Here is a 22,408-nt window from a genome sequence, read left to right on the forward strand (position 1 = left end):
TAGTACGTTTCAATTTATAATAGCAAATGGAAGGAGAGTGCTTATGTCTTTAACAAATGAACAACAAGAGCGATTTCAAATTTTGCTCCAGCAGTTGCAAATACCAGAAGACCTTATAAATCAATATTTACAAGGCGGTGGCATTGAAAAGCTAGTTATTGATAAAGCGAATAAAAGTTGGCATTTTGACTTACAAGTGCCGCGTATTTTGCCTACAGAATTATATGAATTGCTAGAAACAAAGCTTAAGCAATCATTTTCTCATATTGCAAGAACAACATTTGCATTAGAAACAGAGAACAAACAATTCACTGAAGAAGAAGTAAGGGCGTATTGGCCACTTTGTACGGAACGAATTACATTTTCACCTATGTTTGCTTATTTAAAGAAGCAGCTTCCGCAGGTAAATGGAGTGAAGTTACTTATAAATGTGAATAATGAGCTGGAATCTACTGCTTTAAAGAAAAACGTTGCGAAACCAGTAGGGGATCAATACGAGGCTTTTGGATTCCCGCGTTTCCAGTTAGACACACATATACAGCAAAATACAGAAGAAATGCAAAAGTTTCGTGAGCAAACGCAGCAAGAAGACCGCGAGCGTGTTATACAAGCTATGGAAGAAATGGCGAAGAAACAAGCTGAAGAAAGCAGCGTTGTGCATGAAGGGCCGATTACACTTGGGTATCTTATTAAGCCGGATGAAGAGATTACACCGATGCGAGAAATTCAAGATGAAGAAAGAAGAAAAACGGTTCAAGGATATGTCTTCCATGTGGAAACGAAAGAACTTCGTAGTGGACGTACGTTATTAACTTTAAAAATAACGGATTATACAGATTCTATTATGATCAAAATGTTCTCACGTGATAAAGAAGATATTCCAATGCTACAATCCTTGAAAAAAGGAATGTGGGTGAAGGCTCGTGGTTCTGTCCAAAATGATACATTCGTTCGAGATTTAGTAATGATTGCAAATGATATTAATGAAATAACAGGACCGTCTCGTAAAGATAAAGCACCAGAAGGCGAAAAACGTGTAGAGCTGCACCTTCACACTCCAATGAGTCAAATGGATGCTGTTACTCCTGTTTCTAGACTTGTTGCCCAAGCAGGTAAATGGGGACATGAGGCTATTGCGGTTACAGACCATGCTGTGGCTCAGTCGTTCCCAGAGGCATATTCTGCGGGTAAAAAGGCTGGAGTTAAAGTTATATACGGTGTAGAAGCGAATTTAGTTAATGACGGTGTACCAATAGCGTATAACGAAGCGCATCGTTTACTTGCAGAGGAAACGTATGTTGTTTTCGACGTTGAGACGACAGGTTTATCAGCTGTATACGATACAGTTATTGAGTTAGCGGCTGTAAAAGTAAAAGGTGGCGAAATAATTGACCGCTTTGAATCTTTTGCAAATCCGCATCAACCATTATCGGCGACGATCATTGAATTAACAGGTATTACAGATGATATGTTAACCGATGCACCAGAAGTGGACGAAGTGTTTAAAAAGTTTGAAGAATGGATGGGTGACCATACACTTGTTGCTCATAACGCAAGTTTTGATATGGGCTTCATTAACGTAGGTTTTAAAAAGGCGGGGTTAGAAAAAACGAATAACCCAGTTATTGATACGTTAGAACTTGCACGATTCTTATTCCCAGAAATGAAAAATCATCGATTAAATACGATGTGTAAAAAGCTTGATATTGAATTAACTCAGCATCACCGTGCGATTTATGATACAGAAGCAACGGGATACTTACTAGTGAAAATGTTAAAAGATGTGATTGAAAAAGGATTTGAATACCATGATCAATTAAATGATAGCATGGGACAAGGAGATGCGTATAAGCGCGGGCGTCCAAGTCATATGACATTACTTGCTACATCAGATGTTGGATTGAAAAATTTATATAAACTTGTTTCATATTCTCACCTGAATTACTTTTATCGTGTACCACGTGTACCGAGATCACTATTAAAAAAATATCGTGAAGGAATTTTAGTAGGAACGGCTTGTGATAAAGGTGAAGTATTTGAGGCGATGATGCAAAAAGCTCCTGAAGAGGTAGAAGAAATCGCGCAGTTCTATGATTATATTGAAGTAATGCCACCAGAAGTGCTACGTCATTTAGTAGAGCGTGAACTTGTTCGAGATGAGGGGCAATTAAAAACAATTATTTCGAACTTAGTAAAACTAGGTGAGACGTTAGATAAACCAGTTGTTGCTACCGGAAACGTGCATTATTTAGATCCAGAAGATGCAATGTATCGCAAGATTTTAGTTAGTTCACAGGGCGGAGCTAATCCGTTAAACCGACATTCATTACCACCTGTACATTTCCGTACAACAGATGAAATGTTAGAATGTTTCTCATTCTTAGGTGAAGACGTCGCGAAAGAAATTGTCGTAACGAATACACAAAAGATTGCATCATTAATTGGCGATGTTCATCCAGTAAAAGATGATTTATACACACCGAAAATTGAAGGTGCAGATGATGAAACGCGTGATATGAGTTATAAAATGGCGCGTAGTATTTATGGTGAAGAGTTACCTGAAATTGTAGAAGCACGTTTAGAAAAAGAATTAAAAAGTATTATTGGGCATGGATTCGCCGTAATTTATTTAATTTCACATAAGCTTGTGAAAAAATCGTTAGTAGACGGGTATTTAGTAGGTTCACGTGGATCGGTAGGTTCATCATTCGTTGCAACGATGATGGAAATTACAGAAGTAAATCCATTACCACCACACTATGTATGTCCAAAGTGTAAGCAATCAGAATTCTTTAATGATGGTTCTGTAGGTTCTGGTTTTGACTTACCGGATAAAGAATGTCCAGCTTGTAATATTCCATATGTAAAAGATGGACATGACATTCCGTTCGAAACGTTCCTTGGATTTAAAGGAGATAAGGTACCCGATATCGATTTAAACTTCTCTGGAGAATACCAACCACGTGCCCATAACTATACGAAAGTACTGTTCGGTGAAGATTATGTATATCGTGCAGGAACGATTGGCACAGTTGCGGAAAAAACTGCTTATGGATATGTAAAGGGTTATGCAAATGATCATAACTTAACGATTCGAAATGCAGAAATTGACCGCTTAGTAGCAGGATGTACCGGTGTAAAACGTACAACAGGACAGCATCCAGGTGGTATTATCGTTGTGCCAGATTATATGGACATCTTTGATTTCTCACCAATACAGTTTCCGGCAGATTCAATAGGGGCTGAGTGGAGAACGACACACTTTGATTTCCACTCGATTCATGATAATTTATTGAAACTTGATATACTAGGACACGATGATCCGACTGTTATTCGTATGTTACAAGATTTAAGTGGTATTGATCCGAAAACAATCCCAACGGATGATCCAGAAGTAATGAAAATTTTCTCAGGTCCAGAATCGTTAGGCGTAACGGAAGAGCAAATTAACTGTAAAACAGGTACACTTGGTATACCAGAGTTTGGTACAAAATTCGTAAGACAGATGTTAGAAGAGACGAAACCGACGACATTCTCAGAGTTAGTCCAAATTTCTGGACTATCACATGGTACGGACGTATGGCTTGGTAATGCGAATGAGTTAATTTATAACGGTACATGTACGCTGAGTGAAGTTATCGGTTGTCGTGATGACATCATGGTATATTTAATCTATCAAGGTTTAGATCCATCATTAGCCTTCAAAATCATGGAGTCAGTACGTAAAGGTAAAGGTGTACCGGAAGAATGGGAAGAGGACATGAAAAGTAATAATGTACCAGGTTGGTATATTGATTCATGTAAGAAGATTAAGTATATGTTCCCGAAAGCCCATGCGGCTGCATACGTACTTATGGCCGTGCGTATTGCATACTTTAAAGTACATTTCGCGCTTCTATTCTATGCGGCATACTTTACTGTTCGTGCAGATGACTTTGACGTAGAAGCGATGGCGAAAGGTTCAGCATCTATACGTGCAAGAATTGATGAAATTGCGCAAAAAGGTTTGGATGCAGCACCGAAAGAGAAGAGTTTATTAACAGTACTAGAAATGACGCTTGAAATGTGTGAGCGTGGATACTCATTCCAAAAGGTTGATTTGTATCGTTCACATGCAACAGACTTTATTATTGATGGAGACTCATTAATCCCTCCATTTAATGCGGTACCTGGTCTTGGTACAAACGCAGCTTTAAGTATTGTGGAAGCTCGCAAAAATGGAGACTTCTTATCAAAAGAAGACTTGCAGCAGCGTAGTAAGGTTTCGAAAACAATTATTGAGTATTTAGATAGTCAAGGTTGTTTAGGTGATTTGCCGGATCAAAACCAGTTATCACTGTTCTAATAGGTAGGAAAAGTCTTTGCAAATCAACATTTGCTATGGTATACTATTAACCGAGATAACCATGTCATGTATATTGTGTGAAAAAAAGAGTGGGGAAACCCACTCTTTCGTGTTACTATCTACATTTTATTGATGTGGAGAGGTAAGAAATTTCTGTCGTATATACATATTTTGTTACAAGTTTTACTTCTTAAATTTGGTAATACTAAGACAGATATTCCCTGCTTAACGGCAGGGGCTTTTGTTAGCTAACGAGAAAGAATAAGATAGACCGTTCTATGGGCGGGGTCTTTTCTTGTAAATGGTACATGGCGGCAGGAAGGAGGCTGTTTATGGATAAGAAAGTCACAGAAGTTGTAGAAGCATTTGCGCAGCCAATCGTTGAAGAGTTAAATCTTGAACTTGTAGATGTAGAGTATGTGAAAGAAGGACAAGACTGGTTCTTACGCGTATTCATCGATTCTGAAAAGGGAGTCGACATTGAAGAATGCGGTGCGGTGAGTGAACGTTTAAGCGAAGCTTTAGATAAAGAGGATCCAATTCCTCATCTTTACTTTTTGGATGTGTCATCTCCTGGAGCAGAACGTCCATTAAAGAAAGAGAAAGACTTCCAGCAAGCGGTAGGAAAACAAGTGGCAATTAAAACATATGAGCCGATTGATGGTGAAAAGATGTTTGAAGGAAAAATGCTTTCCTACGATGGTACTACAATTACATTATTATTAACAATTAAAACACGTAAAAAAGAAATCCAAATTCCAATGGATAAAGTTGCAAATGCGCGACTTGCTGTTACGTTTTAGTTAGAAGGGGGATCTTCATGAGCACTGAGTTGTTAGATGCCTTGCTCGTATTAGAGTCAGAAAAAGGAATTAGCAAAGATATTATTATTGATGCGATTGAAGCAGCGTTAATCTCTGCTTATAAACGCAATTTTAACCAAGCACAAAACGTTCGTGTGAGCTTTAACCCACAAGTGGGAACAATCCAAGTTTTAGCACGTAAAGACGTTGTTGATAATGTGTTTGATCCACGTCTTGAAATTTCTGTTGAAGAAGCAAGACAAATTAATCCAAACTATCAAGATGGTGACGTACTAGAAATTGAAGTAACACCAAAAGATTTCGGTCGTATTGCAGCACAAACTGCAAAACAAGTTGTAACACAACGAGTGCGTGAAGCTGAGCGTGGTGTTATTTATTCTGAGTTTAGTGACCGTGAAGAAGATATCATGGTTGGTATCGTACAACGTCAAGATGCTCGTTTTATCTATGTAAGCTTAGGGAAAGTAGAAGCTTTATTACCTGTAAGTGAGCAAATGCCGAACGAACAGTACAAACCACATGATCGTATTCGCGTATTCATTACGAAAGTAGAAAAAACAACAAAAGGACCACAAATTTACGTATCACGTACACATCCTGGTCTTTTAAAACGTTTATTCGAAATGGAAGTTCCTGAAATTTATGATGGAACGGTTGAAATTCGTTCTGTAGCACGTGAAGCAGGAGATCGTTCTAAAATCTCTGTACATGCAGAGAACATTGATGTTGATCCAGTAGGTTCTTGTGTAGGACCGAAAGGACAACGTGTACAACGAATTGTAGACGAACTAAAAGGTGAAAAGATTGACATCGTTCGCTGGTCAAATGATCCAGTAGAATATGTTGCCAATGCTTTAAGCCCATCACAAGTTGTTAAAGTACTTGTAGATGAAGAAGAAAAAGCAACAACTGTTGTTGTTCCAGACCACCAACTGTCATTAGCTATTGGTAAACGTGGACAAAATGCACGTCTTGCAGCTAAATTAACAGGTTGGAAAATTGATATTAAGAGTGAGTCTGATGCGAAACAACTTGGTATTGTAACAGAAGAAGATAGCGTAGTCGCATTCGGATTCGATTCAGTTGAAGACGAAATCGAATAGAGGTGATGAGTATGAGCAATCGAAAAGTTCCGTTACGAAAATGTGTTGCAACGCAAGAAATGAAATCAAAACGAGAGCTCGTTCGCATTGTTCGTTCCAAAGAGGGAGAAGTGTCTATTGATTTAACTGGAAAGAAATCAGGACGAGGTGCTTATTTATCAAAAGATAAAGAAAGTATTCTTCAAGCTCAAAAGAAAAATGTTTTGGAACATCATCTAAAAGCGAAAATCGACAGTTCTCTTTATGAAGAGCTTCTTGAGCTTGTTGAGAAGGAGTCGAAATAAGTGTCCGATTGGAAATCGTTTTTAGGACTAGCAAACCGGGCTCGAAAAATTATTTCGGGTGAAGAACTCGTTTTAAAGGAAGTACGAAGTGGCAAGGCAAAACTTGTATTGCTATCTGAGGATGCGTCAGCAAATACTGCAAAGCGTATTACGGATAAAACGACGTACTACAACGTACCAATGAGAAAGGTCGAAAATCGACAACAATTAGGGCATGCGATTGGGAGAGATGAGCGAGTCGTTGTAGCTGTGTTAGATGAAGGCTTTGCGAAAAAGCTGCGTAGCATGCTCGATACAAATTACCGGGGGTGAAGGTATGAGTAAAATTCGAGTGCATGAATATGCAAAAAAACATAATATCTCAAGTAAAGATCTTATGACAAAACTAAAAGAAATGAATATCGAGGTTTCGAATCATATGACAATGTTAGACGATGAAGTAGTAAACAAATTAGATAATGAGTATCAAACTGAAAAACCTTCTGTTGCAGATGAGTTTGAAGTAGAAGAAAAAGTTGTTCGTAGTAAAAAGAACAGCAATAAGAAAAAGAAAAAAGGCAAAGGAAACGAAGACAAGCGTCAAGAGAACTTTGCTGGAAGACAACAAACACAAACTGTAGAAACACCAGATAAAATTACTTTCTCTGGAAGCCTTACAGTAGGTGATCTTGCTAAGAAATTAAGCAAAGAGCCATCTGAAATTATTAAGAAGCTCTTCATGCTTGGAATTATGGCAACAATTAACCAAGACTTAGATAAAGACACAATTGAGTTAATTGCTAACGACTACGGTATTGAAGTAGAAGAAGAAGTAATTGTCAGCGAGACTGAGTTTGAAACATTCATCGATGAGCAAGATGATGAAGAGAACTTAAAAGAGCGTCCAGCTGTAGTTACAATCATGGGACACGTTGACCATGGTAAAACAACATTACTTGACTCTATCCGTAACTCTAAAGTAACTGCTGGCGAAGCAGGTGGAATTACTCAGCATATTGGTGCATACCAAGTTGAAGTAAATGACAAGAAGATTACATTCTTAGATACACCTGGTCACGCGGCGTTTACAACGATGCGTGCTCGTGGTGCACAAGTAACGGATATTACAATCCTTGTTGTTGCAGCTGATGACGGTGTTATGCCACAAACAGTTGAAGCAATTAACCATGCGAAAGCAGCAGGAGTACCAATTATTGTTGCTGTGAATAAAATGGATAAACCAGCTGCGAATCCTGATCGCGTAATGCAAGAACTAACAGAATATGAATTAGTTCCAGAAGCATGGGGTGGAGATACAATCTTCGTACCAATCTCAGCGATTCAAGGCGAAGGAATTGACAACTTACTAGAAATGATTCTTCTTGTAAGTGAAGTAGAAGAATATAAAGCAAATCCAAACCGCTATGCAACTGGTACTGTAATTGAAGCACAGCTTGATAAAGGTAAAGGAACTATCGCGACATTACTTGTTCAAAACGGTACGCTTCGAGTTGGAGACCCAATCGTTGTTGGTACTTCATTCGGACGTGTTCGTGCAATGGTAAGTGATATTGGTCGTCGTGTAAAAGTTGCTGGTCCATCAACTCCTGTTGAAATTACAGGTTTAAACGAAGTACCACAAGCGGGAGATCGTTTCATGGCATTCGCTGATGAGAAGAAAGCTCGTCAAATCGGTGAATCACGTGCACAGGAAGCGTTACTTGCTCAACGTGGTGAAAAATCTAAATTAAGCCTTGAAGATTTATTCCAACAAATCCAAGAGGGCGATGTAAAAGAAATTAACTTAATTGTGAAAGCAGACGTACAAGGTTCTGTAGAAGCAATGGCAGCATCACTACGTAAAATTGATGTTGAAGGTGTTAAAGTTAAAATTATCCATACAGGCGTAGGTGCGATTACAGAATCTGATATCATTTTAGCTTCTGCATCTAATGCAATTGTAATTGGATTTAACGTACGCCCAGATGTGAATGCGAAGCGTACAGCTGAATTAGAGAACGTTGATATTCGTTTACACCGTATTATTTATAAAGTAATCGAAGAGATCGAAGCAGCGATGCAAGGTATGTTAGATCCAGAATTCGAAGAAAAAGTAATCGGTCAAGCAGAAGTACGTCAAACGTTTAAAGTAACAAAAGTTGGAACAATCGCAGGTTGTTACGTAACAGACGGTAAAATTACACGTGATAGTGGCGTGCGTATTATCCGTGATGGCGTAGTAATTTTCGAAGGACAACTTGATACGTTAAAACGTTTCAAAGACGACGTAAAAGAAGTTGCACAAAACTATGAGTGTGGTATTACAATTGAGCGATATAATGATCTTAAAGAAGGGGACATTATTGAAGCATACATTATGGAAGAAGTGAAGCGATGATAATCGCTTCACTCTCATTCGAGTGTATGATTTACGATGTGCATTCTTTAAAAGAGAAACGAGCAATTTTGCAACGGGTGCTAACTCGAGTGAAGCAGCGTTATAACGTAGCTGTTTCAGAAGTAGGGCATCAAGATGTATGGCAACGTACGGAAATTGCAATTGTTTCTGTATCCTCTAATCGTGTTATTTGTGAAAAAGAAATGAATCGTGTACTTGAGTACATCGATTCATTTCCTGAAATTGAACGTACGATAACACAATTGGAATGGTATTGAATGAGGTGAAGAGTTATGAAATTACGTGCAAACCGTGTAGGCGAGCAAATGAAAAAAGAATTAGGCGACATCATCAGTCGTAAAATTAAAGATCCACGTGTCGGATTTGTTACTGTAACAGATGTACAAGTGAGTGGAGATTTACAAATTGCTACAGTGTATATTTCTGTTTTAGGTGATGAAGAACAGAAAGAAAATACACTAAAAGGTTTAGCGAAGGCAAAAGGCTTCATTCGTTCAGAAATTGGCCAACGTATTCGTCTTCGTAAAACGCCTGAAATTTCCTTTGAATTTGATGAGTCTATCGGATATGGTCATCGAATTGATACACTTTTACATCAAATTAATAAAGACGGTAAACGTGAAGAATAATGGATAGACATTTGTCTATCCATTTTTTCAATGTAAAATAAGTTTTAGGTAATGATTATGAAAGAATTACGATGAGGTGAACATATATGGAAGGTGTAGTATTATTACATAAGCCAAAAGGCATGACATCACACGATTGTGTATTTAAATTAAGAAAGATATTGCGTGAAAAACGAATTGGTCATACGGGAACATTAGATCCGGATGTAACAGGAGTATTGCCTATTTGTGTTGGGCGAGCAACAAAGATTGCACAATTTTTAACAAGTGAAACGAAAACATATGAAGGCGAAGTGACATTAGGATTTTCCACAACAACTGAAGATGCTTCTGGTGAAGTTGTGGAAACGAAACATGTAGATCGTGTTATTACTCGTAAAGAAGTGGAAGAGGTTCTTGCGGCATTAACAGGTACGATTGAGCAAATGCCTCCGATGTTTTCGGCTGTAAAAGTTAACGGGAAAAAATTATATGAATATGCAAGAGCAGGACAAGAGGTTGAACGTCCAGTTCGTACAATTACAATTCATGAATTTGTATTACTAGATGACCGTGAAGTGTTTGAAGGAGAAAATATTTCATTCCGTTTCCGTGTAACGTGTAGTAAAGGAACATATGTAAGAACATTAGCGGTAATGATTGGTGAAAAACTTGGTTTTCCATCACATATGTCTCACCTTGTAAGAACGGCTTCGGGTGAATTTTTATTAGAAGATTGCATATCATTTGAAGAAATTGAAGAAAACGTGCAAAATGAAACAGTAGAGTCTATCTTCATTTCAATTGATGAAGCATTAAGTAAGTTCCCGAAAATGGTTGTAGATGAAAAGCAAGCAGAAAAAATTAAGAATGGTATGTTCTTAAAAAATGAATCGCAAATAACGGCGCCATTTATAACAGTGTTTGATAAAAACGATCGCTGCCTTGCAATTTATGAACACCATCCAAAACATCCTGGTATGCTAAAGCCGATGAAAGTACTTGTGAATAATCAAGAACTAAAGCTATAATGAATTATTGGAAGGATTATTACAGAAAAAGGTGAATTCAAGCGTGAAACTTATTCATTTAACTCATCCACATGAACAAAATAAATTAGAATTACCACCTACTGTAATGGCATTAGGATTTTTTGATGGCATTCATTTAGGACATCAATGTGTGATTCGAACTGCGAAACAAATAGCAGATGAACGAGGATATAAAAGTGCAGTGATGACATTTTATCCGCATCCATCTGTTGTTTTGGGTAAAAAAGAAGCGCATGCCGAGTATATTACACCAATGTGTGATAAAGAAAAAATAGTCGAGAGTTTAGGTATCGATATATTATATGTTGTTAAATTTGATGAATCATTTGCAGGCTTATTGCCACAACAATTTGTAGATGATTATATTATTGGTTTAAATGTAGAGCATGTAGTAGCAGGATTTGATTATTCATATGGACGTTTAGGAAAAGGAAAGATGGAGACTTTACCATTTCATGCAAGAGGGGAGTTTACACAGACTGTGATTGAAAAAGTTGAATTTCAAGAAGAGAAAGTAAGTTCTACAGCATTACGAAAGTTAATTCGAAATGGCGAAATGGAGCAAATTCCATCTATTTTAGGTAGAGCATATACAGTAGCGGGAACGGTTGTACACGGTGATAAACGTGGACGTCAAATTGGTTTCCCCACAGCTAATGTAGGTTTAAGTGATGAGTATCTATTACCACCTGTAGGTGTTTATGCAGTGAGATTACAAGTTCACGATGAATGGTACGATGGTGTATGTAATATTGGATATAAACCAACTTTTAAAGAAGATGAGCGCCAACTATCCATTGAAGTGCACTTATTTGAATTTAACAAAGACATATATGATCAAAAGGTTACAGTAGAGTGGCATATGCGTATAAGAGAAGAGAAGAAATTCAATGGCATCGATGAGTTAGTTGAACAAATCGCAAAAGATAAGAAAACAGCACAAGAATATTTTGCGAACGAAAAGAATATACTTGCTTTTTCAAATGAAAAGTAGTATTCTATGTTATGTACTTTATGACAACCATTGCTTGGCATTGCGACTCACCGACGCTTGCTAGGTAATCGGGGGTTTAATTAATAGGAGGTGAAATAGGATGGCTTTAACACAAGAGCGTAAAAATGAAATCATTGCACAATTTAGAACTCATGAGACTGATACTGGTTCTCCAGAGGTTCAAATTGCTGTCCTAACGGAGCAAATTAACACTCTAAACGAGCACTTACGTACTCACAAGAAAGATCATCATTCACGTCGTGGTCTATTAAAGATGGTTGGTAAACGTCGTAACTTACTAACTTACCTTCGTAATAGCGATATCACACGTTACCGTGAATTAATCACAAAGCTTGGCTTACGTCGATAGTCAAAGAAGCGGGAATATTCCCGCTTTTTTGTTAGGTAAAAATATATCTTCTACTCTTTATAGCTTACTTCATTTTCGGTAATACTAGAGGTAGAATATTGTGATATACTATCCATTTACATAGAAGAATTGAATACTTTAAATTGAGAGGGGTACTTAAATGAGTCAAGAAAAGCAAGTCTTCTCGATAGATTTAGCTGGTCGCCAGCTAACAGTTGAAACAGGTCAGCTTGCAAAGCAAGCGAACGGAGCAGTATTAGTAAGATATGGCGATACAGCGGTTCTATCTACAGCAACTGCATCAAAAGAAGCAAAAAATGTAGATTTCTTCCCACTTACAGTAAACTATGAAGAGCGTTTATATGCAGTCGGAAAAATTCCTGGCGGTTTTATTAAACGTGAAGGTCGTCCAAGTGAAAAAGCAATTTTGGCAAGTCGTTTAATCGACCGTCCAATTCGCCCACTTTTCGCTGATGGTTTCCGTAACGAAGTACAAGTTGTCAGCATCGTAATGAGTGTTGATCAAGATTGTTCTTCTGAAATGGCAGCTATGCTTGGTTCTTCATTAGCGTTATCGATTTCAGATATTCCATTTGAAGGTCCAATTGCGGGTGCAACAGTTGGTCGTATTAACGGCGAATTCGTTATCAACCCAACAGTAGAACAGCAAGAACAAAGCGATATTCACCTTGTTGTAGCTGGTACGAAAGATGCAATTAACATGGTTGAAGCAGGAGCAGATCAAGTGCCTGAAGAAACAATGTTAGAAGCAATTATGTTTGGTCATGACGAAATTAAACGTTTAATTGCATTCCAAGAAGAGATTGTACAAGCTGTAGGTAAAGAGAAATCAGAAGTTAAACTTTATGAAGTTGACGCTGAACTTAACCAAGCTATACGTGAAATGGCTGAGAAGGATATGCATTCTGCAATTCAAGTACATGAGAAACATGCACGTGAAGATGCAATTAACGAAGTGAAAAAGCGTGTAATTGAACATTATGAAGCGCAGGAAGCTGACGCTGATACATTAGGACAAGTAAATGAGATTTTATATAAAATTGTAAAAGAAGAAGTACGTCGTCTTATTACAGTTGAAAAAATCCGCCCAGATGGCCGTAAAGGTGACGAAATTCGTCCATTAGCATCAGAGGTTGGCATTTTATCTCGTACACATGGTTCTGGTCTGTTCACACGTGGACAAACACAAGCATTAAGCATTTGTACATTAGGCGCATTAGGCGATGTGCAAATTTTAGATGGTCTTGGTGTAGAAGAATCAAAACGCTTTATGCACCATTACAATTTCCCATCATTTAGTGTTGGTGAAACAAGACCGATGCGTGGACCAGGTCGTCGTGAAATCGGTCACGGTGCACTAGGAGAACGTGCTCTTGAGCCTGTAATTCCATCTGAAAAAGATTTCCCATACACAGTACGTCTTGTATCTGAAGTTTTAGAATCAAATGGTTCAACTTCACAAGCAAGTATTTGTGGTAGTACTTTAGCAATGATGGATGCTGGTGTTCCACTTAAAGCTCCAGTTGCAGGTATTGCAATGGGTCTAGTTAAATCAGGTGAGCATTACACAATTTTATCTGATATTCAAGGTATGGAAGATCATTTAGGTGATATGGACTTTAAAGTAGCAGGTACAGCACAAGGTGTAACTGCACTACAAATGGACATTAAAATCGATGGTCTATCTCGTGAAATTTTAGAAGAAGCATTACAACAAGCAAAAGTTGGTCGTGTGCACATTCTAAATCATATGTTATCTGTTATTGCAGAGCCACGTACTGAATTATCAGCGTACGCTCCAAAGATTATTACAATGACAATTAACCCAGATAAAATCCGTGACGTTATCGGACCGAGCGGTAAACAAATCAATAAAATTATTGAAGAAACGGGCGTTAAAATTGACATCGAGCAAGATGGTACAGTATTTATTTCTTCAATAAATCAAGAAATGAACGACAAAGCTAAGAAAATTATCGAAGATATCGTTCGCGAAGTACAAGTAGGTGAAATCTACGAAGGAAAAGTGAAACGTGTTGAGAAATTCGGTGCTTTCGTTGAATTATTCAGCGGTAAAGATGGATTAGTTCACATTTCTGAACTTGCACTTGAGCGTGTAGGTAAAGTAGAAGATGTTGTGAAAATCGGTGATGTAATTACAGTTAAAGTTATCGAGATTGACAAGCAAGGTCGCGTGAATCTATCTAGAAAAGTATTGCTAAAAGAAGAGCAAGAAAAAGAAGCTGCTAAAGAAGAAAACAAACAAGAGCAGCAATAAGTAAAAGCCAGTTTAACTGGCTTTTTTTGTTATGTAAAAATATGATTCACATATATTTTTATGTCAGTATAGGTATAGTTTTCATTATAACGCTCAAATTAACAAAGATAAGAAGGAAAATGGTTTATATAGTTAATGGGAGGGTTTATATGAAAGCTCGTATATTGGCATACATATGTATATTCTTTTTATATGTCAGTGTAGGCTCTTATTCCGTTTTTGCACAGGATAACTTATATGAAGAAATTCAAAAGCATGCAAAACAATATGAGATTGCACCGCAAAATGCGATGATTGATAAGATATGGAAAGCAACACCAGGATATAACGGAAGACAAGTTGATATTGAAGCATCCTATAACAATATGAAGAAGTTAAAGAAATTTGATCAAAAACATCTTGAATTTAAGGAAGTATCGCCGAGTGTCCACTTAGAAGATTTATCACCAGCGCCAATTTATAGGGGGCATCCAAATAAAAAGATGGTGGGATTAACAATAAATGTGGCATGGGGAAATGAATATTTGCCTCGTATATTAGAAATATTGAAAAAACATGATGTGAAGGCGACTTTCTTTTTAGAAGGACGTTGGGTGAAAGAAAATTTACGATTTGCAAAAATGATTGTCGATGCAAAGCAAGAAGTAGGAAATCATTCTTACACACACCCTAATATGAAAACGTTATCGTCTGATGAAATAAGAGATCAGTTACAAAAAACAAATCGAATGATTGAAGCAGCTACGAATCAAAAGGTAAGATGGTTTGCGCCGCCCAGTGGAAGTTTTCGGGATGAAGTCGTGAAAATTGCAGATGATTTTCAAATGGGAACGATTATGTGGACTGTCGATACAATTGATTGGAAGCGACCTGAGCCAGATGTACTATTGCAGAGAGTAATGAGAAAAATACATCCAGGTGCTATCGTATTAATGCATCCTACTTCGTCCACAACAGAAGCATTAGATACAATGATTACAAAATTGAAGGAACAAGGATATAAAGTAGGGAATATAACAGAATTACTGGATGAAAAACGTGTGGATTAAATACATTTGCATGACATTCATCCTTAAACTTGTTATCATTAAATAATAGCACTTATTTAGAGAAACTGGCAGTAGGAGGAAAGTTTTTGATTAAAAAATATACTTGTAAAAATGGTGTAAGAATAGTTATGGAGAATATACCAACTGTAAGATCGGTTGCGATTGGTATTTGGATCCATGCAGGATCAAGAAATGAAAATGAAAAAAATAACGGGATTTCTCACTTTTTAGAGCATATGTTCTTTAAAGGGACGGAAACACGTAGTGCACGCGAAATTGCAGAATCATTTGATAGCATTGGTGGGCAAGTAAATGCTTTTACTTCAAAAGAATACACTTGTTACTATGCAAAAGTGTTAGATGAGCATGCTAAATATGCTTTAGATGTATTAGCAGATATGTTCTTTAATTCAACATTTGATGAAGAAGAACTGAAAAAAGAGAAGAATGTCGTATGTGAAGAAATTAAAATGTACGAAGATGCTCCAGATGATATTGTGCATGATATGTTAACGAAAGCAACATATGAAACGCATCCGCTTGGATATCCTATTTTAGGAACAGAAGAAACGCTTAATACGTTTACAGGTGATACGCTACGCCAATATATTAAGGATCATTACACACCTGAAAATGTAGTTGTATCAATTGCAGGAAATATTGATGAGGCCTTTTTACAAACGGTAGAGCAATATTTCGGTAGTTATGAAGGAACGACAAACCGTGAACAAGTACATAGCCCAATTTTCCATTTTAATAAGGTAGCACGTAAAAAGGAAACAGAACAAGCTCATTTATGTTTAGGATATAAAGGCTTACAAATGGGACACGAAGATATTTATAACTTAATTGTATTAAATAACGTTTTAGGCGGTAGTATGAGTAGCCGTTTATTCCAAGAAGTACGTGAGCAACGCGGGTTAGCTTACTCAGTATTTTCTTACCATTCTTCTTATGAAGATACAGGTATGTTAACGCTGTATGGTGGAACAGGTAGCCAACAATTAGATACACTGTATGAAACAATGCAAGAAACATTAGAAACATTGAAAAATACAGGTATTACAGAAAAAGAGCTTATGAATAGTAAAGAGCAATTAAAAGGAAACTTAATGTTAAGTTTAGAAAGTACGAATAGCCGTATGAGCCGTAATGGTAAAAATGAATTGCTACTTCGTAAGCATCGTTCACTTGATGAGATTATTGAAAGTGTAAACACTGTAACGAAAGAAAATGTTGATGAGTTAATTCGTAACATGTTTACAGATGAATTCTCTGCAGCCTTAATTAGTCCAGATGGAAAACTTCCAAAAGGAATAAAACTATAATTGCTATATATGATGTGAAAATAACCGTATCTCTTTTAAACGAGATACGGTTATTTTTTTCGGATATACAGAATAGGTACTAATTATAGATAACTTAACTTACATTCATAATTTCGTTAGGGGGAGAGTGTATGCGATTAAGTGAATTAAGCGGTAAAGAGATTGTAAATTTAGAAAGAGCTGAAAAAATGGGAGTTTTAGGTTATGTGGATTTAGAGATTGATGAGAAGGATGGACAAATACAGGCTCTTATTATACCTGCTGGGAAATGGGGAGGTTTTAAAAAGGAACCACAAGAAATAAGAGTAGGATGGAATCAAATTAAAAAAGTGGGGCATGATATGATTCTTTGCGATATTACAGATCGTTCAAATTCGAAGTGAAAGATGGCCATTTTGGTCATCTTTTTTTGTTCATTTTACTCAGAGCAAAATCCAACATAATGTCTTCTCCTATGCCGAATTTTGAGGTGGGGGCCTTCCTGCATACAAATAGCGGGATAAATGATAGGTGCTTTTGGTTTTTCAATCACCTAAAACTCGTACATTACATATGATGTGGAGGAAAAAGAAAAAGTAGGCACTTTTCTTATAAATGACAGAAAAAGAAGGTGAATTAGGGAATGTTGACTGAGATGCATATTGCTGTCATAGGAGGAGATGCAAGACAGCTAGAAGTAATTCGCAAGCTCGTTGAATTAGATGCGAAACTTTCATTGATAGGGTTTGATCAGTTAGATCATGGCTTCACAGGTGCAGCAAAAGAAAGTATACAAAATTTAGATTTCACTTCTTTAGATGCAATTATTTTGCCAGTTGCAGGTACAAATGCCAAGGGAGAAGTAGATACTATTTTTTCAAATGAAAAAGTTTCTATAACGAAAGAACAAATTGAAAATACACCAGAACATTTTACGATATATTCAGGTATTGGTACGCCTTACTTGGAAAACCTCGTATCTACTACAAACCGCAAACTTATTAAATTATTTGATCGTGATGATGTGGCAATCTACAATTCTATTCCAACTGTAGAAGGTACATTAATGATGGTAATTCAACATACCGACTATACAATTCATGGTTCTAATGTAATGGTTTTAGGATTTGGTAGAACAGGGATGAGTGTTGCCAGAGCATTTCAATCATTAGGAGCCCATGTCAAAGTTGGAGCAAGACGATCGGAACATATTGCACGTATTACAGAAATGATGTTTTCTCCTTTTCATATGCAGAACATTGAGAAAGAAGTAGGGAATATCGATATTGTCATTAATACAATTCCGCATCTCGTTGTGACAGCAAATGTCATTTCAAAAATGCCGGCTCATACGTTAGTAATTGATTTAGCTTCTAAACCAGGTGGTACCGACTTTAGATATGCGGAAAAAAGAGGAGTCAAAGCGCTGTTAGCACCTGGATTACCAGGTATTGTTGCTCCAAAAACAGCAGGACAAATTTTAGCGAATGTTCTTTCTCAGTTACTGGCAGAAGACGTAATAGCAAGAAAGGAGAATGGGGAATGAATTTAAAAGGGAAAAGAATAGGGTTTGGTTTTACGGGTTCACATTGTACGTACGAAGAAGTAATGCCTCATTTAGAAAAATTAATTGCTGAGGGAGCAGAAGTACGTCCCGTTGTTTCTTACACTGTTCAATCAACAAATACGAGATTTGGAGAAGGGGCAGAGTGGATTAAAAAGATTGAAGAAGTAACAGGTTTTACAGCGATTAATTCAATCGTTGGCGCAGAACCACTAGGACCTAAAATTCCACTAGATTGTATGGTCATTGCACCACTAACAGGAAATTCTATGAGTAAATTTGCAAATGCAATGACAGACTCTCCGGTATTAATGGCAGCGAAAGCGACGCTAAGAAATGGTAAGCCTGTCGTATTGGCTGTTTCGACGAATGATGCTTTAGGACTTAATGGCGTAAATCTCATGCGCCTAATGGCCACAAAAAACATCTACTTCGTCCCATTCGGTCAAGATGCACCAGAGAAAAAACCGAACTCAATGGTAGCTCGCATGGAGTTACTGGAAGATACAGTATTAGAAGCGCTACAAGGGAAGCAATTGCAACCGGTTGTCGTAGAAAAATTCAGATATATGAATTAAAAAACGAAAAAAAACGGACAATTTTTGATGAAACCATCATTCTTACTGTAGAATATGATAAAATTAACGTTATTAAGATTAGAAGGGGTATTGTATACTCCTTCTGATTCTAAGTTATAGAAGGATTGGTATCTAGAAAGGGGCATAGTGATGGAAAAGCAAAAAACTTTTCATGTCGCTGTAGTTGGAGCAACCGGCGCAGTTGGTGAACAAATGTTAAATACTTTAGAGAAACGAGAATTTCCAATCGGGAAGTTAACGTTACTTTCATCTAAACGATCTGCAGGTAAGAAACTTGTATTTAAAGGCGAAGAATTTACAGTTCAAGAGGCAACTCCTGAAAGTTTTGAAGGAGTAGATATCGCACTATTTAGTGCTGGTGGATCTGTATCAAAACAATTAGCGCCAGAAGCAGCAAAGCGCGGTGCGATTGTTGTTGATAATACAAGTGCATTCCGTATGACAGAAAACGTGCCACTTGTTGTACCTGAAGTAAATGAAAACGACTTAAAAGAACATAATGGTATTATTGCAAATCCAAACTGTTCTACAATTCAAATGGTAGTAGCTCTTGAGCCAGTTCGTCAGCAATATGGTTTAAAACGAGTAATCGTTTCCACATATCAAGCTGTATCAGGTGCTGGTGCGGCAGCGATTGAAGAACTTCATGAACAATCACAAGCAATCTTAAATGGCGAAGAAGTGAAGGCGAATGTTTTACCTGTATCAGGTGATAAGAAACATTTCCAAATCGCTTTCAACGCAATTCCACAGATTGATAAGTTCCAAGATAATGGATTTACGTTTGAAGAAATGAAAATGATTAATGAAACGAAAAAAATTATGCATATGCCTGAATTAGAAGTAGCGGCAACATGTGTACGTTTACCAGTTGTATCAGGTCACTCTGAGTCTGTTTACATTGAAGTAGAAAAAGAAGGCGTAACAGTAGAGGAATTAAAGAACTTACTTGCAAATGCGGAAGGTATCGTTCTGCAAGATAACCCAGAAGAGCAGCTATATCCAATGCCAGCTACTGCAGTAGGTAAAAACGAAGTATTCGTTGGAAGAATCCGTAAAGATTTAAATAACGATAAAGGATTCCATCTTTGGGTCGTATCTGATAACTTATTAAAAGGCGCTGCATGGAATTCTGTTCAAATTGCAGAGCGCTTAGTAAAATTACAATTAGTGTAAACGGCTAAGAGAAGGTGCAAAATATGAAAATTATTGTTCAAAAATTTGGTGGCACATCTGTACGTGATGAAAATGGACGTAAGCATGCGCTTCATCATATAAAAAAATCGCTAGATGCGGGTTATAAAGTAGTTACTGTCGTATCTGCTATGGGCCGTAAAGGTGAACCATATGCAACGGATACGTTGTTAAGTCTTGTAAATCAAGAGGAATCTCATATTTCTAATCGTGAGCAAGATTTATTATTATCATGCGGAGAATTAATCTCAGCAATCGTTTTCTCTAATATGTTAAATGAGAACGGTATAAAAGCAGCAGCATTAAATGGTGCACAAGCTGGTTTTATAACAAATGATGATTTTACGAATGCGAAGATTATTGAAATGAATTGTGATCGTATACACGAAGAGTTGGAAGACGTAGATGTAATCGTTGTGACAGGATTCCAAGGGCAAACGAAAAAAGGTGATACGACAACACTTGGACGCGGAGGTAGTGATACTTCAGCTTCAGCTTTAGGTGTTGCGCTTCATGCTGAATATATCGATATCTTCACAGATGTAGAAGGTGTGATGACTGCGGATCCTCGTATCGTAAAAGATGCACGTCATCTTCAAACTGTAACGTATAACGAAATTTGTAACATGGCTTACCAAGGTGCAAAAGTCGTTCATCCACGTGCGGTTGAAATTGCGATGCATGCAAAAGTGCCGCTTCGTGTACGTTCTACGTATTCGGATAGTGAGGGTACGCTTATTGCAGCATACGATGGTGCTACGAAAGGGCAGGATGTAGAAGAACGTCCGGTTACAGGTATTGCCCACGTATCAAACGTAACGCAAATTAAAGTGCTTGCAAAAGAAACGGCATACGATATACAGCAACATGTATTTAAAGAAATGGCAAACGAAGGCATTAGTGTTGATTTAATTAACATTTCTCCTACTGGTGTAGCTTACACAGTAAACGATAATGTATCAGCTCGTGCTGTTGAAGTGTTAAAACAACTTGGATATGAGCCAATTGTGACAGAACATTGCGCGAAAGTATCTATCGTTGGAGCTGGAATGGCAGGCATCCCAGGGGTTACTGCGAAAATCGTTACAGCTTTAGCGGAAAAAGGTATTCAAATTCTGCAATCGGCAGATAGCCATACGACAATTTGGGTTCTTGTAAAAGAAACTGATTTAGTGGAGGCTGTAAATGCATTACATAGTGCGTTTGAGCTTTCAAAAGAAAAGCAACTGGAACAATAAGGAGTGAGACCATGATAGATTTTGGGACAATTGCAACCGCGATGGTAACACCGTTTGATATAAACGGCAATATCGATTTTGCAAAGACAACGAAATTGGTAAATTATTTAATAGATAACGGTACAACAGCAATCGTGGTAGGAGGAACGACAGGAGAATCTCCTACATTAACTTCAGAAGAAAAAGTAGCGTTATATCGCCATGTCGTATCTGTTGTCGATAAAAGGGTGCCCGTAATCGCTGGAACAGGTAGTAATAATACGCATGCTTCTATTGACTTAACGAAAAAGGCAACAGAGGTTGGTGTTGATGCAGTAATGCTAGTAGCACCGTATTATAATAAACCGAGTCAAGAAGGAATGTATCAGCACTTTAAAGCAATTGCTGAAAGCACGCCACTTCCGGTTATGCTATATAATGTTCCAGGGCGATCTATTGTACAAATCTCCGTTGATACAGTTGTTCGTTTATCAGAAATAGAAAACATTGTTGCGATTAAAGATGCAGGCGGCGATGTGTTAACAATGACAGAAATCATTGAAAAAACAGCGGACGACTTTGCAGTATACAGCGGTGATGACGGTTTAACGTTACCAGCTATGGCAGTTGGAGCGAAAGGTATCGTTTCTGTAGCATCTCATGTTATTGGAAATGAAATGCAAGAAATGATTGCAGCATTCCAAGCAGGTGAGTTTAAGAAGGCGCAAAAATTACATCAATTACTTGTAAGAGTAACGGATTCATTATTTATGGCGCCAAGCCCAACGCCAGTAAAAACAGCGTTACAAATGGTTGGATTAGATGTAGGTTCTGTACGTTTACCACTTCTTCCATTAACAGAAGAAGAAAGAGTCACGTTACAATCTGTTATACAATCTATCCCTCGTTAATAAAAAATGACCTAGTGTAGAACTAGGTCATTTTTTATTTGTATGAAAATCTTTTTCTTATCTTACCTATATGTGTTCTTACAAGATCATTAACCGGTTCTTTATTATATATTGCAACATGTAAAAGAAAATAATCGTACCCCTTTAAAGGAATTAAAAAATCATAGTCATTATAGAATAAACATTTGTATAAACGTAATAAACTACCGGTTTTGTTTTTTAGAGAAAATTCCTCAAATATGATGTAATTCATAAAAAAACTCCATTTTGTAAGTGTTTTTGTTCAATTT

Annotated in this window: 20 protein-coding genes; all 20 read left to right on the forward strand. The window is 37.3% G+C overall.

What is annotated here, in order from left to right; translation table 11 throughout:
- The first annotated feature begins 43 nt into the window (after positions 1 to 43).
- Positions 44 to 4,345 (forward strand): PolC-type DNA polymerase III, encoded by a 4,302-nt coding sequence (locus AC2CGR_RS18985; RefSeq protein WP_087966348.1) that lies wholly within the window; start codon positions 44 to 46, stop codon positions 4,343 to 4,345.
- Between the two features lie 332 nt (positions 4,346 to 4,677).
- A complete protein-coding gene (rimP, locus tag AC2CGR_RS18990) occupies positions 4,678 to 5,148 on the forward strand; it encodes a ribosome maturation factor RimP (RefSeq protein ID WP_000359097.1) in 471 nt (156 codons plus the stop codon).
- A 17-nt stretch (positions 5,149 to 5,165) separates the two neighbouring features.
- Positions 5,166 to 6,272, forward strand: a complete 1,107-nt coding sequence (nusA, locus tag AC2CGR_RS18995) for a transcription termination factor NusA (protein WP_000102609.1) — start codon at positions 5,166 to 5,168, stop codon at positions 6,270 to 6,272.
- 11 nt (positions 6,273 to 6,283) lie between these two features.
- A complete protein-coding gene (gene rnpM / locus AC2CGR_RS19000; protein ID WP_000071128.1) occupies positions 6,284 to 6,556 on the forward strand; it encodes an RNase P modulator RnpM in 273 nt (90 codons plus the stop codon).
- Positions 6,557 to 6,868: a YlxQ family RNA-binding protein gene (locus AC2CGR_RS19005; RefSeq protein WP_001286518.1), complete on the forward strand. Its 312-nt coding sequence runs from the start codon at positions 6,557 to 6,559 to the stop codon at positions 6,866 to 6,868.
- A 4-nt stretch (positions 6,869 to 6,872) separates the two neighbouring features.
- Positions 6,873 to 8,933: a translation initiation factor IF-2 gene (infB, locus tag AC2CGR_RS19010; protein ID WP_000036344.1), complete on the forward strand. Its 2,061-nt coding sequence runs from the start codon at positions 6,873 to 6,875 to the stop codon at positions 8,931 to 8,933.
- Complete coding sequence (locus tag AC2CGR_RS19015) at positions 8,930 to 9,211, forward strand: DUF503 domain-containing protein (RefSeq protein ID WP_000582364.1); 282 nt, start codon at positions 8,930 to 8,932, stop codon at positions 9,209 to 9,211. Before infB ends, AC2CGR_RS19015 begins: the two co-directional genes overlap by 4 nt.
- 15 nt (positions 9,212 to 9,226) lie before the next feature.
- Positions 9,227 to 9,583, forward strand: coding sequence for a 30S ribosome-binding factor RbfA (rbfA, locus tag AC2CGR_RS19020; protein ID WP_000776442.1), 357 nt, complete (start codon positions 9,227 to 9,229; stop codon positions 9,581 to 9,583).
- A gap of 86 nt (positions 9,584 to 9,669) precedes the next feature.
- A complete protein-coding gene (gene truB / locus AC2CGR_RS19025) occupies positions 9,670 to 10,593 on the forward strand; it encodes a tRNA pseudouridine(55) synthase TruB (protein ID WP_000399340.1) in 924 nt (307 codons plus the stop codon).
- Between the two features lie 43 nt (positions 10,594 to 10,636).
- Complete coding sequence (gene ribF / locus AC2CGR_RS19030; RefSeq protein WP_484481056.1) at positions 10,637 to 11,608, forward strand: bifunctional riboflavin kinase/FAD synthetase; 972 nt, start codon at positions 10,637 to 10,639, stop codon at positions 11,606 to 11,608.
- A 100-nt stretch (positions 11,609 to 11,708) separates the two neighbouring features.
- Positions 11,709 to 11,978: a 30S ribosomal protein S15 gene (gene rpsO, locus AC2CGR_RS19035; protein WP_001229392.1), complete on the forward strand. Its 270-nt coding sequence runs from the start codon at positions 11,709 to 11,711 to the stop codon at positions 11,976 to 11,978.
- A gap of 160 nt (positions 11,979 to 12,138) precedes the next feature.
- A complete protein-coding gene (gene pnp / locus AC2CGR_RS19040; protein ID WP_071726867.1) occupies positions 12,139 to 14,277 on the forward strand; it encodes a polyribonucleotide nucleotidyltransferase in 2,139 nt (712 codons plus the stop codon).
- 149 nt (positions 14,278 to 14,426) lie between these two features.
- Complete coding sequence (locus tag AC2CGR_RS19045; protein ID WP_087966352.1) at positions 14,427 to 15,326, forward strand: polysaccharide deacetylase family protein; 900 nt, start codon at positions 14,427 to 14,429, stop codon at positions 15,324 to 15,326.
- 86 nt (positions 15,327 to 15,412) lie between these two features.
- On the forward strand, positions 15,413 to 16,654 hold the full coding sequence (locus AC2CGR_RS19050) for a M16 family metallopeptidase (RefSeq protein WP_000592994.1): 1,242 nt from the start codon (positions 15,413 to 15,415) through the stop codon (positions 16,652 to 16,654).
- A gap of 131 nt (positions 16,655 to 16,785) precedes the next feature.
- Positions 16,786 to 17,037 (forward strand): YlmC/YmxH family sporulation protein, encoded by a 252-nt coding sequence (locus AC2CGR_RS19055; protein ID WP_087966353.1) that lies wholly within the window; start codon positions 16,786 to 16,788, stop codon positions 17,035 to 17,037.
- Between the two features lie 239 nt (positions 17,038 to 17,276).
- Positions 17,277 to 18,179 (forward strand): dipicolinic acid synthetase subunit A, encoded by a 903-nt coding sequence (dpaA, locus tag AC2CGR_RS19060; RefSeq protein ID WP_000954726.1) that lies wholly within the window; start codon positions 17,277 to 17,279, stop codon positions 18,177 to 18,179.
- Positions 18,176 to 18,775, forward strand: coding sequence for a dipicolinate synthase subunit B (gene dpaB, locus AC2CGR_RS19065; protein WP_270184851.1), 600 nt, complete (start codon positions 18,176 to 18,178; stop codon positions 18,773 to 18,775). Before dpaA ends, dpaB begins: the two co-directional genes overlap by 4 nt.
- A gap of 150 nt (positions 18,776 to 18,925) precedes the next feature.
- Positions 18,926 to 19,972, forward strand: a complete 1,047-nt coding sequence (asd, locus tag AC2CGR_RS19070) for an aspartate-semialdehyde dehydrogenase (protein WP_000414855.1) — start codon at positions 18,926 to 18,928, stop codon at positions 19,970 to 19,972.
- 23 nt (positions 19,973 to 19,995) lie between these two features.
- A complete protein-coding gene (gene dapG / locus AC2CGR_RS19075) occupies positions 19,996 to 21,228 on the forward strand; it encodes an aspartate kinase (RefSeq protein ID WP_001978141.1) in 1,233 nt (410 codons plus the stop codon).
- Between the two features lie 11 nt (positions 21,229 to 21,239).
- Positions 21,240 to 22,118 carry a 4-hydroxy-tetrahydrodipicolinate synthase gene (gene dapA, locus AC2CGR_RS19080; RefSeq protein WP_029439583.1) on the forward strand — a complete coding sequence of 293 codons (879 nt, stop codon included), beginning with the start codon at positions 21,240 to 21,242 and terminating at the stop codon, positions 22,116 to 22,118.
- Positions 22,119 to 22,408: the final 290 nt, after the last annotated feature.

The sequence above is a fragment of the Bacillus sp. LSHTCR4 genome, assembly GCF_057197025.1.

What these genes read in the sequence shown, in the direction of transcription:
- asd (WP_000414855.1), top strand. Translation starts at nt 18,926, where the DNA reads ATGGAAAAGCAAAAAACTTTTCATGTCGCTGTAGTTGGAGCAACCGGC.
- rimP (WP_000359097.1), top strand. Translation starts at nt 4,678, where the DNA reads ATGGATAAGAAAGTCACAGAAGTTGTAGAAGCATTTGCGCAGCCAATC.
- pnp (WP_071726867.1), top strand. Translation starts at nt 12,139, where the DNA reads ATGAGTCAAGAAAAGCAAGTCTTCTCGATAGATTTAGCTGGTCGCCAG.
- truB (WP_000399340.1), top strand. Translation starts at nt 9,670, where the DNA reads ATGGAAGGTGTAGTATTATTACATAAGCCAAAAGGCATGACATCACAC.
- AC2CGR_RS19045 (WP_087966352.1), top strand. Translation starts at nt 14,427, where the DNA reads ATGAAAGCTCGTATATTGGCATACATATGTATATTCTTTTTATATGTC.
- AC2CGR_RS19015 (WP_000582364.1), top strand. Translation starts at nt 8,930, where the DNA reads ATGATAATCGCTTCACTCTCATTCGAGTGTATGATTTACGATGTGCAT.
- rbfA (WP_000776442.1), top strand. Translation starts at nt 9,227, where the DNA reads ATGAAATTACGTGCAAACCGTGTAGGCGAGCAAATGAAAAAAGAATTA.
- dapA (WP_029439583.1), top strand. Translation starts at nt 21,240, where the DNA reads ATGATAGATTTTGGGACAATTGCAACCGCGATGGTAACACCGTTTGAT.
- AC2CGR_RS18985 (WP_087966348.1), top strand. Translation starts at nt 44, where the DNA reads ATGTCTTTAACAAATGAACAACAAGAGCGATTTCAAATTTTGCTCCAG.
- dpaA (WP_000954726.1), top strand. Translation starts at nt 17,277, where the DNA reads ATGTTGACTGAGATGCATATTGCTGTCATAGGAGGAGATGCAAGACAG.
- dpaB (WP_270184851.1), top strand. Translation starts at nt 18,176, where the DNA reads ATGAATTTAAAAGGGAAAAGAATAGGGTTTGGTTTTACGGGTTCACAT.
- dapG (WP_001978141.1), top strand. Translation starts at nt 19,996, where the DNA reads ATGAAAATTATTGTTCAAAAATTTGGTGGCACATCTGTACGTGATGAA.
- AC2CGR_RS19055 (WP_087966353.1), top strand. Translation starts at nt 16,786, where the DNA reads ATGCGATTAAGTGAATTAAGCGGTAAAGAGATTGTAAATTTAGAAAGA.
- rpsO (WP_001229392.1), top strand. Translation starts at nt 11,709, where the DNA reads ATGGCTTTAACACAAGAGCGTAAAAATGAAATCATTGCACAATTTAGA.
- rnpM (WP_000071128.1), top strand. Translation starts at nt 6,284, where the DNA reads ATGAGCAATCGAAAAGTTCCGTTACGAAAATGTGTTGCAACGCAAGAA.
- nusA (WP_000102609.1), top strand. Translation starts at nt 5,166, where the DNA reads ATGAGCACTGAGTTGTTAGATGCCTTGCTCGTATTAGAGTCAGAAAAA.
- infB (WP_000036344.1), top strand. Translation starts at nt 6,873, where the DNA reads ATGAGTAAAATTCGAGTGCATGAATATGCAAAAAAACATAATATCTCA.